The sequence below is a fragment of the Thermodesulfobacteriota bacterium genome (assembly GCA_036482575.1).
Taxonomy (GTDB): Bacteria; Desulfobacterota; GWC2-55-46; order GWC2-55-46; family JAUVFY01; genus JAZGJJ01.
Genome location: JAZGJJ010000080.1, coordinates 1 through 14,667 on the forward strand (window position 1 = coordinate 1; position 14,667 = coordinate 14,667).

A 14,667-nucleotide genomic window follows, 5' to 3' on the forward strand; every position below is an offset into this window, starting at 1 on the left:
CATATAGTAAGCGGGGTCAGGGACACCTACGCGGAGTTTACGAAAGGTCTTGATACCGAAGAGAGCTACGACGCGCACCGGGCCGAGATGGCCCGTAACGCGCGGATGAGCTTGAAGAAGTGGGACAGCTCTCCCTGCAGGGCCTGCCACAAGAACGTCCGGCCCGAGAACGGCCACGGCAAGGAGGAGCATAAGAGGATGGAGACAGAGGGCCTTACCTGCATAGACTGCCACCAGGGCATATACCATAAGCCCGTGCCTGAAGAAAAACTTTCATTTCCATTTTTTCCATTTTCCCGTAGGCCCGCTTGAGTGTGGAGGGAGTGGTAAAGTTCAGGGTTTCATATCCATTAAGGCTACGGCTTTTGCCTCTTGCGGCCCTTCTGTGTCTTCTCCCACGGGTAGCCCTCGGTGGAGATTTCAACCCCTTCTTCTTCCCCTCCATTGAAACGCCCCGGAAAGATGAGAAGAGGCCGCTGCTGGGTGTGTTCATGGAGAGCCCGCCGGAAGAGCTGCTCTCGGAGACGATTAAGAAGGAAGGGGCGGTATACATCCGCCTCGTCATTCCCGGCACCGCGGCCGAGAGGGCCGGGCTTGAAAAGGGCGACATAGTCATAGCCTTCGAGGGGGAGGGGCTAGACCACGGGGAAGAGGAGGGTGGCACGGTAGCGGCGCTTATAAAGGCCATAAAGGCGAAAGAGGTCGGGGACGAGATTTTAATTTCCATAGTAAGGGACGGGAAGGAGATCGAGTTAAAGGCGGAGATAGGGGAGGAAAGGAAGGTCCCGGCCCGGGTAAAGCCCCACCCCGAGATAGAGGCGGCCCAAAAGGAGATGGAAGAGGCGCACCTGGAGGGTAAGGGAAGTGGAGAACTTTATAGGAAGCTCGAAGAGAAGAAAAGTATCCGGGCTTTTCTGAATACCCTGGCCGAACTGAAGGAGCGGAGCCTGGTCATAGACAGCTATGCGGTCGACCCGGAGGCAAACCTGTACCGCCTCGGCGAGGTCAACTACGCGCTCCGGAGACCGACCGACATAGTGCCGCTTTCGAGAACAATCACCGCCTCGCTCCTCTCTCACACAGCTTCGCATTCCACCCCCCCCATCCTCCCGGACCTTCCGGACCTTTTGGCCGGTGCGGCGCAAGAGCTGGATGCCGAGGTCTGGGGCAACCCCTTCGACCCGCTCGACATTACCGGACTCGATGGTGTAATAGAGGAAGTCGTCTCGCTCGCAGGGCTCGCCTCGTCCTACCGCGAGGAGGCCTTTAAGGCGCTCTCGCCCGGAGAGAGGGATCTCCTCGCGGCGGAACTCGACGGCATCTACGCCGGGGAGGGGGGGGAGGGGGAAGAGGGTGATGATGAAGAAGGTGACTATGGAGAGTTCCTGAGGACGGCCCTTAAGGTGGACTATGCGAAGCTCTTTAAATCCTCGGTTGTCTTTGCCGGGGCCCTGTCGCCGGAGCTTATTCGGGCGCTCGCCCAGGTGGATCCCTCGGGGGTAGAGCTTGAGGGCATGGAAACCACGGACGCGGCCGAAGGGGACGTATTAGGCGCGGTGAAGACCACGGCGGGCACGGTCATTATAGGGGGGCCGGGCGCGACGCGCTATAAGAAGGCCGCTTTCCTTATAATAGACTTCGGCGGCGACGACACCTACGAGAATAACGCCGGGGCGTCCACCCCGCTGGTCCCCCTCTCTCTCGTTATAGACCTCGCCGGTAATGACCGCTACGTCGCCCCCGGACCCCCCGGACGGCTCTCCCAGGGCGCGGGCTTTATGGGCACCGGCCTTCTCCTCGACATGAGCGGCGACGACGTCTACATCTCCGGAGACCTGGCACAGGGGATGGGTATCTTCGGGGTGGGAGCGCTCGTGGACCTCGGCGGCGACGACACCTACACCGGGGACACCTTTACCGGGGGTGTCGGGCGTTTCGGCATAGGCATACTCCTTGACGCGGGCGGGAACGACACCTACCGCGCGCGCCTCTCCTCGCAGGGCCACGGCTCGGTAAGGGGTCTCGGCGCGCTTATCGATACCGGGGGGAACGACTTTTACTTCGCCGGAGGAAAGTACCCGGACTTCAGGGACCCGGAGAACGCCACGAAGAGTTTCTCCCAGGGTTTCGGCACGGGCATGCGTCCGTACAAGACGGCGGTCGGCGCCTCGGGCGGCATAGGGCTTTTGATAGACGCAGGCGGGAACGACCGCTACGAGGGGGATTACTTCTCCCAGGGGTCGAGCTACTGGTACTCGCTCGGCATCCTGCACGACCTGGGGGGCAACGACACGTACATTGCGGGCAGGTACTCCCAGGGGGCGGGGATACACAGCTCGGTCGGGGCTCTTATAGACGAGGGCGGCGAGGACTCGTACAGCGTAAGCTTCGGGGTCGGTCAGGGCATGGGCCACGACTTCGGCGTGGGCGCGCTCGCGGACTTCGGCGGGGACGACACCTACAAGGGCGGGGTGCTCAGCCAGGGCGCGGCAACGTGCGGGGGGCTGGGGCTCCTATACGACGGCAAGGAAAAAAATACGCTTATCGCCGGGGAAGAGTCCGGCGGATACGCCAAGGACGACGACTCCTGCGGGGCGCGGGGGTTCGGGCTGGTGCTTGATGGCAAGGGCAAGGCCGTACCTCCTTCCCTCTCTGGCTCCCGGCCTGATTCCAGGATTGACACCCAATAGCTGCCTGTCATATAATTGAAGTTCGAGCCAGTCCTGTCGCCGACGAGTGAATACTTTCTCCCTCCGGCGACTTTTCTCGAAAGGAGCCGGTATTGGAAGAACAGGAAAGCATAAAGAAGGCCATAGCGCTCACGAGGAAGAACCGCTACAGGGAGGCGCTGGCCATCTTCGAAAAGATAGGGGTCGCCAAGAAGAGCGCGGCCGCGCTCTCCTACCACGCCCTGTGCGTGGCCGCGGTGAAAAAGGACTACGACAGGGCCGCCACTCTCTGCAACACGGCGGCAAAAAAGGAGTTCTACGACCCGGAGATATACCTGAACGTCGCCAGGGTCTGCATCCTGGCCGACCGGAGGGATTTTGCCTTCAGGGCGCTCAAGAAGGGACTCAAGCTGGACAGCACCCACGAGGGGCTCTTGAAGCATATGAAGCAGCTCGGCATAAGGCGCGCACCGCCCATCCCCTTCCTTCCCCGGGACAACCCGTTCAACAAGCTGCTCGGCGCGCTCGGCGAGAGGGTTGGTAAGCCTAAGAAGTAGAAGGGGGCGGCGGGAGCACCCCACCGCTCTCCCCCCTCTTCTTATGGTATATCTTGGAGCCGTATACGTGCTTCATTCTCTTCCCCAAATCCTTCATCTTGCCGTCCAGCACGATTACGAAGCCGTCTCCGGGGAGTTTTAGCCCTTCGGCGAGCTTGCGGCCGTAATCGTCGTCCGAGTAGAGGCTGAACCTGGGCCACGAGCGCACCACGCCGAGTATGTAGAGCGGCTTTTCGGGAAGGAGGCGCACGCTCTTGCGTACGAGATACGCCTCCTTTATGTCCTTGTACGCCCGGAGCTGTCCGGCGATGGCCTCTACTTCCTTTTCCGCGACGGCGTGGGGGAGCAGGCTGTCGCCGTCGCCGAGCGACGCTCTTTCCGACATGGCCCACTCCTCCATCTCCGCCCGGTCGCGGGCCATGTCCCAATACTCGCGCGCCTCCTTCGCCCTGCCCTCGCCCATGAGGAAGTCGTAGACGAGCCGCGTGCCCTCCATGACGTACTCGCTATCGGCCTTGATCGCTTTGTCGATATGGGCTCTGCCCGCCTCGTCGCCCCCGAGGAGAAGTATCCTGCCGAGCGCGTAGTTGGCGCCTGCGTGGGCCTCCTCCTTCGAAAGCAGTTCCCGGTAGAGTTCCACGGCCTCGGCACTGCCCTTGAACTCCTCGGTATGCCGGGCGTAGTCCCAGAGCTCGCCCCTTGTGAGCTTCCCACCCTTTCCTCCTTGGGCTCTGCTTTCAAGCTCTTTCAAGGTGGCCTTCGCCTCCAGGGCCTGCGCGTGCCTTTCTTTCCAGGAGGCGCGAACGCTGTCCTTCCACTCCCGGTCCAGCCTCCCGGTCACATGTTTCAGGGCGCCTGCGAGGTAGTGCTCGGCCGCGGAGACCTCCACCGGCGGCGGCATCTCCGCCTTTCGGCCCATCGCCGAAAGACGCTCGGAGAGCGAGGGGTGCGTGTCCTGGCCCCCGGTCTTCTCGGTAAGGGCGGCCTTGAGATAGCGCCCCGCCTCTTTGTCGCTTATGTGTCCCTTGAGGGCGCGCGGCATGCTCGCGAACGGGTTAAAGGTCGGCTCGGGATGGTCGTTGGCCTTCTTGTAAAGGGCGGGCCAGAACTTCTCTTCGAAAAAGCGCCCCATGACGGCTCCCCTCATGAGTCCCGTGGCGCCGGGCCCTGCGCCCACCATCTCCGTGGCGCACCTGTCGGCATCCAGCTCGTGCTTCCGGGCCATTACGAACGTATAGGCGTTGAAGTAAGGGGCGTACCAGTTGGAGAACCAGGTAAAGACGAACATCCCCCAGTGGCCCCTCCGGGCGAGCGACTCCATTAGGTTGTACCAGGTCCTGCGGTTCCGGTGCACCCAGGCGCCGAACTTGCCGTGCGCTCCGGAGAGGTGCCCGTACTCGTGGGCGAAGACCGCGAGCATCTCCTCGGGCGACATGGCCATCATGTAGGGCAGGCCCACTATGAGGTAGTTCTTCTGCCACCCAAGGGGGCCGAGCCTCGGCATCTGCACCACGCCGGCGTTGAAGTTCCCGTCCACGAGCACCCTGTGGACCGCCGGGCCCTTGAGCTCACCCCTTACCCTGTCGAGCTCTTTGAAGAGCACCGGGGCTTCCTCGCGCTTCAACTCCACGCCCACCGGCGGTTCGAAACGGAACCACAGGGAGCGGATTATCAGGAGGGCGAAAAGGAAAAAAGGCAGGACTACCTTGTTGCCCAGGATGAGGATCCAGGCCGGGAACTCCGTGCTGGAGAGGAGGAAGTAAAGGAACGCCGCCTCGAAACCCAATATGAGGAGGAGTACGGCGAGTATCGAAAATATGTAGGCGTACCCGAGCACGGCGAGCAGGAACACCCGGAGCTTGTACCCCCCCGGGTCCCGCATCTCAACCAGTTCGAGCCTCCGGACCAGAGCCTCGAACTTCTCCCACGTCATGACCATGGAGTTGACCCCCTTAGGAAGTTTTACTCCATAAAGGGGTTGAATTCAAGCGCCATCCGTTCTTGAGAAAGCGATTTCACGGAAACGGCGATTCTGATATACTCAAAGCGGCATGAAGGACTACGACGTCATAGTGGTGGGCGCGGGACCGGCGGGCATATTCGCCGCCCTCGAACTCGCGGAAAAGAAAGAGGGGATAAAGGTCCTCATCATCGAAAAGGGCGCCGACCTCCACGAGAGGGAGAGGAAAGACCTCTTCTACGGATGGGGAGGGGCGGGTACCTTCAGCGACGGCAAGCTTAACCTGTCGGCCGGGGTGGGAGGCTTCCTCGGCGAATACCTCGACGCGGGGGAGCTCGACGAACTCATAAAGTACGTCGACGGGCTGTACCTCCGCTTCGGCGCCCCGGAAGAGTTGAAGGGCACCGACAGGGAAGCGGTCGCCCGGATAGAGGAGGCCGCGGCAAGGGCGGGCCTCCGGCTCGTGCCATTCGCCATACGCCACCTCGGGACCGACAGGTGCATAGCGCTCCTTGAAAAGCTCCGCAAAACGCTCGAAGGCCGCGTCGATATGCGCTTCAAGACCGAGGTAACCGAGGTAACGGAGAAGGACGGCACCGTAACCGGGGTGAAGACCGCCGAAGGCGAGGAGTTCGGCGCCCAACACGTAATCCTCTCGCCCGGACGCGGTGGCTCGCACGGGCTGAAGGACATGGCCGACAGGATAGGTGTGAAGACGGGCCTAAACCCCGTGGACATAGGGGTACGGGTGGAGGTGCCGGCATCGATACTCCGCCCGGTTACGGACGCCATGCACGAGGCCAAGTTCACCTACAACTCCCACCGCTTCGACGACCCGATGAGGACCTTCTGCATGAACCCCTACGGGGTGGTCGTAAAGGAACGGCACAAGGGTTTTTGCACGGTGAACGGCCACAGCTTCTCTACGAAGAAGTCGAACAACACGAACTTCGCCATTCTCGTATCCACCACCTTCACCGAGCCCTTCCAGGAGCCCATTAAGTACGGCCAGTACATCTCAACGCTCGCGAACCTTCTCGGCGAGGGCATCATCGTGCAGAGGCTCGGGGACCTCCAGCACGGAAGGCGCTCCACAGCCGAGAGGCTCAGAAAGAACCCGGTAACGCCGACCTTGAAGGACGCCACCCCGGGGGACCTCTCGTTTGTTCTGCCGTACCGCTACATATGCGACATACTCGAGATGCTGGAGGCGCTCGACCGCGTGGTGCCGGGCATGAACGCATCCTCCACTCTCCTCTACGGCGTGGAGGTGAAGTTCTACTCCATGAGGATAGAGTTGAGCCCCACGCTCGAAACGGAGGTTAAAAATCTCTTTGCCGCGGGCGACGGCGCGGGCATAACGCGCGGCATAGTGCAGGCCTCGGTCTCGGGTATAGTGGCCGCGAGAGAAGTCCTCAAACGCATCTAATGAAAAATATCTCCATCGTGCTTGTCGCCCCGCAGAGCGCGGGGAACATAGGAAGCACGGCAAGGGTCATGAAGAATACGGGTTTTAGGAGGCTTTGCCTCGTGAACCCGGTCGAGTACGCGAACGACGACGGTTTTTCCATGGCCTGTAACGCGGTGGATATCTTAAGGGAGGCCCGCGTTTTTTCTTCTCTTGCCGAAGCGGTAAAGAAGAGCGGCATGGTGGCCGGCGTCACCCGGAGGGAAGGAAAAGTCAGGAACCCCTTACTACCGCTGGACGGGGCTGTGGCGCAAATACTGAAATTTTCCGAGAAGAACGAGGTCTCGCTCGTCTTCGGCAGGGAGGATAAGGGGCTTAAGAACGACGAGATCGCGCTCTGCGATACGCTTATTGAAATTCCCTCCCATCCGGACTACCCATCGCTTAATCTCTCGCACGCGGTCTTCGCGCTCTGCTACGGGCTATTTACCGGGGGGAGGGGGGCCGCGCCACAGGAAAGAGAAGCCCCCGAAGGAGGACCAATCGACGCCGCCCCGCACGAAGAGAGGAAAAAACTCTATGCCCACCTCGAAAGTACGCTCCGGGAGCTCGGCTACGGAGAGGAGCATAACAGGAAGAGCGGCGAGTCGCTCCTTAGGAGCATAATGAAGAATTTTAGGCGCCTTTTCGGCAGGAGCGGCCTCACGCAAAAGGAGGTCAATATGCTCCGGGGGATATGTACCAGGATAGAGGATAATGTGGAGGGGGAATAGGAGGGTTGCAACATTTAAAAGTGGGCACAGCCCACCGGCTATTATATGCCGATGGTATATATAGGTGTTAGTCAGAAAACATGAAAGGTGGTTGAGAGATGAGAGGACTTCTTGCCGTGGTGCTGTTGGCATCCATGCTCTTTGTTGTTAACCAGTCTTTCGCTGGTGATTTTCGGGAAAGCTATTGGGGAATGACCGTAAAACAAGTTAAGGAGAAAGAAACGGCAAAACCGGCGAAGATGGGGGAGGAAGAACTGTTTTTCGAAGGGGAACTGTTTGGTAGAAAGGTTGGCATCATATATAAATTCGCGGAAGAGACAGACCGCATAGTCGAGGGACATTATCAAGGCAATGGCAAGTTCATTTGGACGGAAGCCAAAGGTTTCCTACTTAAATCAGGTTCATATGTTTATTTTTTTGATGCAACAGTATCCGCCAACGCGAACATAGACGAATTCACTTCTTTAAGAAACCAACTGATTAGGGAACATGGCACTCCTATTTATGACACATCGATTTGGAAAGGAGAGGGTGAAAAACCTTCTAAAGAAGGGGAAGCAACAGCTGTGAGGAACGGCCAATTAATATTTCTGGTCCGCTGGAAAGAAAGAAGGTCAAATATTACCATAGTGTTGCAGGGGTCGAATGTGGCACCGGAAATATCTGGCGAGATACATGTCACTTATGAGGATAGGTTCCCAGATGTAAATAGCAATTTAACCAGTAACATGCAGGCCTATATGGCCTGTATGTTCGATGCCGCTGAAATTTACTCTTCGTCTGATGCAACGCCATATGAAATTGCAGATGCGGCCCATGCTAAATGCGGACCGCAATTTTCTGAATTTAACCGTGCTAGGAAGGATGTGAGTTTTTACACGGGGGTTGACGGGTCTAATGAGCAGGCATACAGTTTCAAGTCTCGAATTAAGGAAAAGGTGGTTCAGCAAGTAATAGAGTCTCGGCTTAAAAAGGGAAAATAGAGGAAAAGAGAGGGACACTGGGGCTGTTGAAAAAGGTGTCATTGCGAGGAGCGGGAGCGACGCGGCAATCTCTAACTTGTTGATTTATATGAATACGAGATTGCTTCGCTTCGCTCGCAATGACACCGAGTTAGGTTTTTCAACAGCCCCACACTTCCCGTATTTTTTCTCTCCGTAATCGTTAATGCTGTTCTGGATTCCCGCGTCCGCGGGAATGACATGGTTCTCCCCCCCCCCCTTTTTTTTCAGACCTCCCCCCGTAAAGGGAGGGGAAAGGACGGAGTTATCGGGTCCAGCGTCACGCTGGAAAACCGTTGCAAATCTCCCGGTTTAGCCATATAATAGGTGGCTTGCATAACCAGCCCAGGACCGCGAAAGGAGCCGTATGACGAACGATACTTTTCTAAAGGCATGCCGGAGGGAGCCCACCCCCCACACCCCGGTATGGCTCATGCGCCAGGCCGGGCGCTACATGAAGGAGTACATGGCCATAAAGGAAAAACACTCCTTCCTCGAGATGTGCAAGACCCCGGAGCTCGCCTGCGAGATAACGCTCCAGCCGATTAAGGCCTTCGAGCTCGACGCGGCCATAATCTTCGCCGACATACTCCTGCCCTTGGAAGGCATGGGCATAGGCTTTAGTTTTGAAAAGAACATGGGCCCGAAGATACATAACCCGGTAAGGAGTCGCAACGACATCGAGGCCGTACGCGTCATCACCCCGGAAGAGGACGTGCCGTATCTCATGAACTCCATAAAGCTGACGAAGAAGGAGTTAAACGGCAAAGTCCCGCTCATAGGCTTTTCAGGGGCGCCCTTCACTCTCGCGAGCTATATAATCGAGGGCGGCGGCTCGAAGAACTACACGCACGCAAAGGCCCTTATGTACGGCGACCCCGAGGGGTGGCACACGCTCATGGACAAGATAACCGATACGGTCATCGTATACATGAAGGCCCAGATCGAGGCCGGCGTGGACGCCGTGCAGCTATTCGACAGCTGGGTCGGGTGCCTCGGGCCGGACGAGTATAAGGCCTACGCCCTCCCGTACACCAAGAAGGTCATCGACGCCGTCAGCGGACAGGTTCCGTTCATAAACTTCTCGACCAACACCGGCTCCTACCTGGGTATAATAAAAGAGGCGGGCGGAGACGTCGTGGGCGTGGACTGGAAGGTCAGGCTCGACGAGGCTTGGGAGACCATAGGCCACGACAAAGCCATACAGGGGAACCTGGACCCGACCCTTCTCTTCGCCCCGGTCGAGGCCATGAGGAAGAAGGTAAAGGAGATACTCGCGATGGCCGACGGCAGGCCCGGACACATCTTCAACCTCGGCCACGGCATAATCGTCGGCACCCCGGTGGATAACGTAAGGGCGCTCGTGGATGCCGTCCACGAATTCAGCCGGAAATAATCGGAAGTAAAATGGCAGACACGGGGAAGACAAAAGGGGTGTTGCTCCTCGCCTTCGGCGGTGCGGAGTCCCTTGAGGACGTCGAGCCGTTCCTGAAGAATATCTTGAAGGGCAGGCCCGTCACCCCGGAGATGGTCGAGAAGGCGAGGGAGCGCTACAGGAAGATAGGCGGCGGCTCTCCGCTCCTCGAGATCACCCGCGCGCAGGCCGCGGCACTGGAATCGAGGCTCAACGAGGGAGGGCGGGATAACTACCGCGTCTACGTGGGCATGAGGTTCTGGCACCCCTATATAAAGGAGGCCGTGCGCGAGATGTGGGGCGACGGGATAGAGGAGGCGGTGGCGATAGTCATGGCCCCGCACTCGTCGAGGGCCGCCACGGGCGGCTACCTCTACGACCTGGACGCCGCCTTGAAGACTACGGCCGGGGTCCCGGAGATGAGCTTCCCCGAAGACTGGCACACGCACCCGGCCTATATAGACGCCGTCGCCGAGAAGATGGAGGAGGCGATCGAGGAGTTCCCGGAGAAGCCGAAAAAGGAAGGTCTCCTCGTTATCTTCAGCGCGCACAGCCTGCCGCTCAGTATGCTCAAGGGCGACCCCTACCTGAAAAAACTCGAAGGTACCATCGAAGAGCTGATAAAGCAGGTGCCCCTCCCCTACCGGCTCGCCTACCAGAGTAAAAGTGGAGGTCCGGTCGAATGGCTGGGCCCGGAGGTCGAGGAGGTAATAGCAAAGGCCAAAGGGGAGGGCAGGAAGGGGGTGCTCGTCGTGCCGCTCAGCTTCGTCTCGGACCACGTCGAGACACTCTACGATATAGACGTGGTATTTAAAGAGGCCGCCGAGGCCTGTGGGCTTAGCTTCTTCAGGTCCGGTTCGCTCAACACCTCCCCCCGCTTTATCGAACTGCTCGCCGGGCTCGTGGAAACCCACCCGCGCGTAAAGAACCCGGCATGAAAAGAATAGTCATAATAGGCGGCGGCATCTCGGGCCTCTCGACCGCGTACTCCCTGGTGGAGCACGCGCGCGAGCAGGGAGTGACCGGCCTCGACATAACCCTTATCGAAAGGTCCGGCAGGACCGGCGGCAACATAGTTACCGAAAAGAGAGACGGCTTCCTCATAGAGGGCGGGCCGGACTGCTTCCTCTCGGAAAAGCCCTGGGCCATGGAGCTCTGTAAAAAGCTCGGGCTCGGCGACAGGCTGCTCTCCACGACCGCGCCGAGAGGGAGGACCTTTGTCCTCTCCGGCGGCAGGCTCCACCTCCTCCCCGAAGGCGTCATACTCATGGTCCCGACCAGGATACTGCCGTTCCTTACGAGCGGCCTCATAACGCTACCCGGGAAGATAAGGATGGGGCTCGAGCTCTTCGTGCCCAGGAGGACGGAGAAGGGGGACGAAAGCCTCGAAGCGTTCGTAACGAGGAGGCTCGGCAGGGAGGCGCTCGATAAGATAGCCGAGCCGCTCGTCGCCGGAGTGCACGCCGGAGAGCCCGAGACGATGAGCGTCCGGTCGAGCTTTCCGAAGTTCGTCGAGATGGAGGAAACCCACGGGAGCCTTATAAAGGGGATGCTTGCGAAGATGAAGGGCATGAGGAAGCCCCCCGAGCCTTCGGGGGGAGGAGGAGAGGGCGGGCCCAGGCTCACCATGTTCATGACGCTCGAGGGCGGGCTTACGGAGCTTGTGGAAGCGCTCCTTCAGAGGCTCGATGGCGTTACCATAAAGACGGGCACGGCGGTCGATTCCATAAGGAGGAGGCATGGCGGCTGGGAGGTCGAGATAGCTGGCGGCCCGCCCATCGAGGCCGACGCGGTCGTCGCGGCCACGCCCGCCTACGTTACCTCCCGCTTCCTGGAGGGGTTGGATGACCTGCTCGTGGAAAAGCTCGTCTCCATCCCGTACGTGTCCACCGCTACGGTATCGATCGGTTATAAAAGGGAGGACATAAAGCACCCTCTCGACGGCTTCGGCTTCGTCGTGCCGAGGACGGAGAAGAGAAGGATAATGGCCGCAACGTGGAGCTCGGTTAAGTGGGCTGGCAGGGCGCCGGAGGATAAGGTCCTCATAAGGTGCTTCGTCGGGGGGACCAACCGGTCGGACCTCGTATCGTTGGGCGATGAAGAGACGACGAAGATGGTGCGTGAAGAACTGAGCGATATAATGGGCATAGACGCCGAGCCGCTTTTTGTCAGGATCTTCCGCTGGAAGAGCTCCATGCCGCAGTACACCATAGGGCACGGAGAGCGCATCGAGTCGATAGAAGGGCTGACGGCGAACCACCCCGGCCTCTATCTAACCGGAAGTGCCTATCACGGCATAGGCATAAGCGATACGGTCAGGGAAGCTGAGGCTACGGCTAAGAAGGTGTTGGGGTATCTGGGGGGTTAAGCCGCCTGAATGTAAAGTTCAGCCCCGAACTTTACATTAGCCCGGCCCTTATGTAAAGTTTCCCGGTCTTTCTTTACATAAGGGAATGCTTACGGGAACACATCCGCACCCTTCTTACCGTCCTAACCTATTAATTTAACAGCGATTTAGCGGAAAATTGCGGTGTGCCGCCCGTCAGGCCGGCAGTGCGGCGGGTGGGGCTTTCTCCGAAAGGACGCCCCGGAGCTTCTTCAAGGCCGCGCCCTCTATCTGGCGGACCCTCTCGCGGGTTAGGCCGAGTATCTCTCCTATGGCCTGAAGGCTTAAGGGCTCTTCGGCCATGAGCCGTCTCTCGACGACGAGCCGCTCCTTTTCGTTCAGTACGGCGAGCGCGTCGGTGACGTCCCTCTTTACAAGGGCCTGCTCCTGGGCCTTTCCGATATTTTCCTCGTGGCCCGGGCCCGGGTCGGGGAGCATGTCCATGTGGGTCTTCCCGTCGTCGTCGCCGATGGCGGTGTTCAAGGAGAGGTCCGGGCCGGAGGGGGTTGGGTCGGTACCCGCCTCTTCGCCCCTGTAGAAGAGCTTTTTCTTCATCGCCTTGGTGGCCTGCTTCACAAGGCCCCGGGTCTTCAAGATAAACTCCTGAATGTAGGCCTTTATCCACCAGCCGGCGTAGGTGATGAGCCGGTAGCCCTTGTAGGGATTGAACTTCTTGACCGCGGTCATTAGCCCGAGGTTGCCCTCCTGGACGAGGTCCTTCAGGTTCACCCCGTAGCTCCGGTACTCGTGGGCGATCTTCACGACGAGCCTCAGGTTCGCGGTAACGAGGGCGTGGGCCGCCTCAAGGTCTTTCTTATCGTAGTAGCGTATGGCGAGCCGCTCCTCCTCCTCCCTTGAGAGGACGGGAAAGCGGTTTACGTCCGCCATATAGATCTGCAGGGAATCCGCAAGTACCGGTAAACTCACCTTGTTTTCCTCCGAATAGTCAGCACTCCCACCATAGGAGTGCTGCCGCACGGTTAATGTGTATGCGGCCCCATTACAACCTCCGTGTCGCATACCCCAGACGGGCGTCCTGAAATTGAAACACCCTCAGAGTGCTAAAATATTATACAGAAAAAACCTTGAAAAGTCAAGATTTTTGGCTATTTCCCGTGCCGGGGAAGAGAGGGGGAGGACGTCCGTAATTCCAGCGGGTACTTAAGAAAAGGGGCGGGAGTTTAGCCCCGCCCCTTTTCTCGTTGAAAAACCCCCGTCTTACATGAAGCTTGGCGCGTACTTGAAGAGCAGCATAAACGCTATGACGAGCGCGTAGATGGTGAGCGCCTCCATGATGGCTATACCGAGCAGCATGGTGGTCATGAGCTTACCGGCCATGCCCGGGTTTCTGGCCATGCCTTCGAGCGCTCCCCTTGTGGCGTGCCCCTGCCCGACGCCGGGGCCGATGGCCCCGAGCCCCGCGGCCAGGCCGGCGCCGAGGAATATCGCCGCCAGAACCACGCTGTCGCCTGCCCCTTCCTTAACTTCCCCTTCGGCCCACACAGTCGTGGCGCCGGAGAGAAGGAACGCGATCGTCAATACGAAAAGTACCTTTTTCATCGATCTCATCTTTACCTCCCGCCTATTTAGACCAGAAACTCTAACTTTTTGGAGCGTTAAAGTCAAGGTTTTTATGTTTAGTGCGCCTCCTCGAGCGCGCCTCCTATATAAGCCATCGCCAGTAGAGAGAATATAAAGGCCTGCAGTATAACCGCCAGCACCCCCAGGATCGTCGAGAAAAGGACCATCGGGTAGGCGTAGGGCATGAGCATAAGGAGCACTACGATGAGCTGCTCGTGGCCGAACATGTTGCCGAAAAGACGGAACGAAAGCGATAGCGGCCTTGCCAGGTGGCCGAAGACCTCTATGGGGAACATAAAGGGCACCATCCACCAGATGGGACCGGTGAAGTGCTTAACGTACCCGATCCCGTGCTCCTTGAGCCCCACGATGTGGGTGGCCACGAACACGATGAGCGCCAGCCCCACCGTGGTGTTGAGGTTCGCGGTCGGGGGCGCGAGGCCCGGTATCATCCCGAGCGTGTTCGAGATGAGGATGAATACGAAAAACGTCAGTATGGCGGGAAGAAAGAATTTTCCCTTCTGCCCCATCACCTCGTCTATGAGTCCGGCGAACCCCTCGACCACTATCTCGACCGTGTTCTGGAGCTTCCCGGGTACGAGCTTCAGGCTGCCCCGAAGCAGGTAGGAGAAGACGCAGAGGAGCGCCATCACGTAGAGCATGAGGGCCGTGTGGACCGGAAGTCCGAATGTGGGTAGTAGTATGTCGTGCATCGGTCTCTCTCCTTATGACAGTTGTTTTTTGGCCATAACCGCGAGCGTGGCGATCGTTGTAACCAGAGGCACGGTGAAGCCCGCGACGAGCCCGAGCGGGTCGACCCCGACCAGCAGCACCATCGTCGCCATGGCGGCCGCGGCGAGCGCGAAGCGCACGTAGCAGCCCGCGGTGGCGTAGAGCCCCGCCCGTGCCGGGTCCCGC

14 protein-coding genes are annotated in these 14,667 nt (G+C 59.1%); 9 read left to right on the forward strand and 5 right to left on the reverse strand.

Annotated features, from left to right (window positions below; genetic code table 11):
- From V3W31_03385 to V3W31_03395, 3 genes are all read left to right on the forward strand, one after another.
- On the forward strand, positions 1-312 hold a 312-nt coding region (locus tag V3W31_03385), incomplete at its 5' end, for a NapC/NirT family cytochrome c (protein ID MEE9613983.1).
- Positions 313-314: 2 nt separating this feature from the next.
- The gene (locus V3W31_03390) at positions 315-2,690 is read left to right on the forward strand and encodes a PDZ domain-containing protein (protein MEE9613984.1); all 2,376 of its coding nucleotides are present in this window, start codon (positions 315-317) and stop codon (positions 2,688-2,690) included.
- 92 nt (positions 2,691-2,782) lie between these two features.
- Positions 2,783-3,226, forward strand: a complete 444-nt coding sequence (locus V3W31_03395) for a hypothetical protein (GenBank protein MEE9613985.1) — start codon at positions 2,783-2,785, stop codon at positions 3,224-3,226.
- Here the strand turns inward: V3W31_03395 and V3W31_03400 are convergent.
- Complete coding sequence (locus V3W31_03400; GenBank protein ID MEE9613986.1) at positions 3,216-5,165, reverse strand: M48 family metallopeptidase; 1,950 nt, start codon at positions 5,163-5,165, stop codon at positions 3,216-3,218. The two genes, V3W31_03395 and V3W31_03400, sit on opposite strands and share 11 nt — an antisense overlap.
- A gap of 112 nt (positions 5,166-5,277) precedes the next feature.
- On the opposite strand from V3W31_03400, the gene V3W31_03405 reads away from it, so the two are divergent.
- The 6 genes from V3W31_03405 to hemG all read left to right on the forward strand — a co-directional run bounded on the left by V3W31_03405 (position 5,278) and on the right by hemG (position 12,150).
- Entirely contained in the window at positions 5,278-6,615 is a 1,338-nt protein-coding gene (locus tag V3W31_03405) for an FAD-dependent oxidoreductase (protein ID MEE9613987.1), read from the forward strand.
- The gene (locus V3W31_03410) at positions 6,615-7,367 is read left to right on the forward strand and encodes an RNA methyltransferase (GenBank protein MEE9613988.1); all 753 of its coding nucleotides are present in this window, start codon (positions 6,615-6,617) and stop codon (positions 7,365-7,367) included. Before V3W31_03405 ends, V3W31_03410 begins: the two co-directional genes overlap by 1 nt.
- A 98-nt stretch (positions 7,368-7,465) precedes the next feature.
- Positions 7,466-8,350, forward strand: coding sequence for a hypothetical protein (locus tag V3W31_03415; protein ID MEE9613989.1), 885 nt, complete (start codon positions 7,466-7,468; stop codon positions 8,348-8,350).
- A gap of 385 nt (positions 8,351-8,735) precedes the next feature.
- Positions 8,736-9,764: a uroporphyrinogen decarboxylase gene (gene hemE, locus V3W31_03420; GenBank protein ID MEE9613990.1), complete on the forward strand. Its 1,029-nt coding sequence runs from the start codon at positions 8,736-8,738 to the stop codon at positions 9,762-9,764.
- An 11-nt stretch (positions 9,765-9,775) separates the two neighbouring features.
- Positions 9,776-10,720, forward strand: a complete 945-nt coding sequence (gene hemH, locus V3W31_03425; protein MEE9613991.1) for a ferrochelatase — start codon at positions 9,776-9,778, stop codon at positions 10,718-10,720.
- Positions 10,717-12,150 (forward strand): protoporphyrinogen oxidase, encoded by a 1,434-nt coding sequence (gene hemG, locus V3W31_03430; GenBank protein ID MEE9613992.1) that lies wholly within the window; start codon positions 10,717-10,719, stop codon positions 12,148-12,150. Before hemH ends, hemG begins: the two co-directional genes overlap by 4 nt.
- A gap of 174 nt (positions 12,151-12,324) precedes the next feature.
- Here hemG and V3W31_03435 read toward each other — a convergent pair whose 3' ends face one another.
- From V3W31_03435 to V3W31_03450, 4 genes are all read right to left on the reverse strand, one after another.
- On the reverse strand, positions 12,325-13,095 hold the full coding sequence (locus tag V3W31_03435) for a sigma-70 family RNA polymerase sigma factor (protein ID MEE9613993.1): 771 nt from the start codon (positions 13,093-13,095) through the stop codon (positions 12,325-12,327).
- A gap of 291 nt (positions 13,096-13,386) precedes the next feature.
- Positions 13,387-13,737 carry an ATP synthase F0 subunit C gene (gene atpE, locus V3W31_03440; protein ID MEE9613994.1) on the reverse strand — a complete coding sequence of 117 codons (351 nt, stop codon included), beginning with the start codon at positions 13,735-13,737 and terminating at the stop codon, positions 13,387-13,389.
- 68 nt (positions 13,738-13,805) lie between these two features.
- Entirely contained in the window at positions 13,806-14,462 is a 657-nt protein-coding gene (gene atpB, locus V3W31_03445) for a F0F1 ATP synthase subunit A (protein MEE9613995.1), read from the reverse strand.
- 12 nt (positions 14,463-14,474) lie between these two features.
- Positions 14,475-14,667: hypothetical protein (locus V3W31_03450; protein MEE9613996.1), on the reverse strand; the 193-nt coding region annotated here is incomplete at its 5' end.

Bases quoted from the DNA above. Each gene is read 5' to 3' on its own strand.
- V3W31_03400 (MEE9613986.1), bottom strand. From the start codon at position 5,165: ATGGTCATGACGTGGGAGAAGTTCGAGGCTCTGGTCCGGAGGCTCGAA.
- V3W31_03405 (MEE9613987.1), top strand. From the start codon at position 5,278: ATGAAGGACTACGACGTCATAGTGGTGGGCGCGGGACCGGCGGGCATA.
- V3W31_03410 (MEE9613988.1), top strand. From the start codon at position 6,615: ATGAAAAATATCTCCATCGTGCTTGTCGCCCCGCAGAGCGCGGGGAAC.
- V3W31_03415 (MEE9613989.1), top strand. From the start codon at position 7,466: ATGAGAGGACTTCTTGCCGTGGTGCTGTTGGCATCCATGCTCTTTGTT.
- hemE (MEE9613990.1), top strand. From the start codon at position 8,736: ATGACGAACGATACTTTTCTAAAGGCATGCCGGAGGGAGCCCACCCCC.
- hemH (MEE9613991.1), top strand. From the start codon at position 9,776: ATGGCAGACACGGGGAAGACAAAAGGGGTGTTGCTCCTCGCCTTCGGC.
- hemG (MEE9613992.1), top strand. From the start codon at position 10,717: ATGAAAAGAATAGTCATAATAGGCGGCGGCATCTCGGGCCTCTCGACC.
- atpE (MEE9613994.1), bottom strand. From the start codon at position 13,737: ATGAGATCGATGAAAAAGGTACTTTTCGTATTGACGATCGCGTTCCTT.
- atpB (MEE9613995.1), bottom strand. From the start codon at position 14,462: ATGCACGACATACTACTACCCACATTCGGACTTCCGGTCCACACGGCC.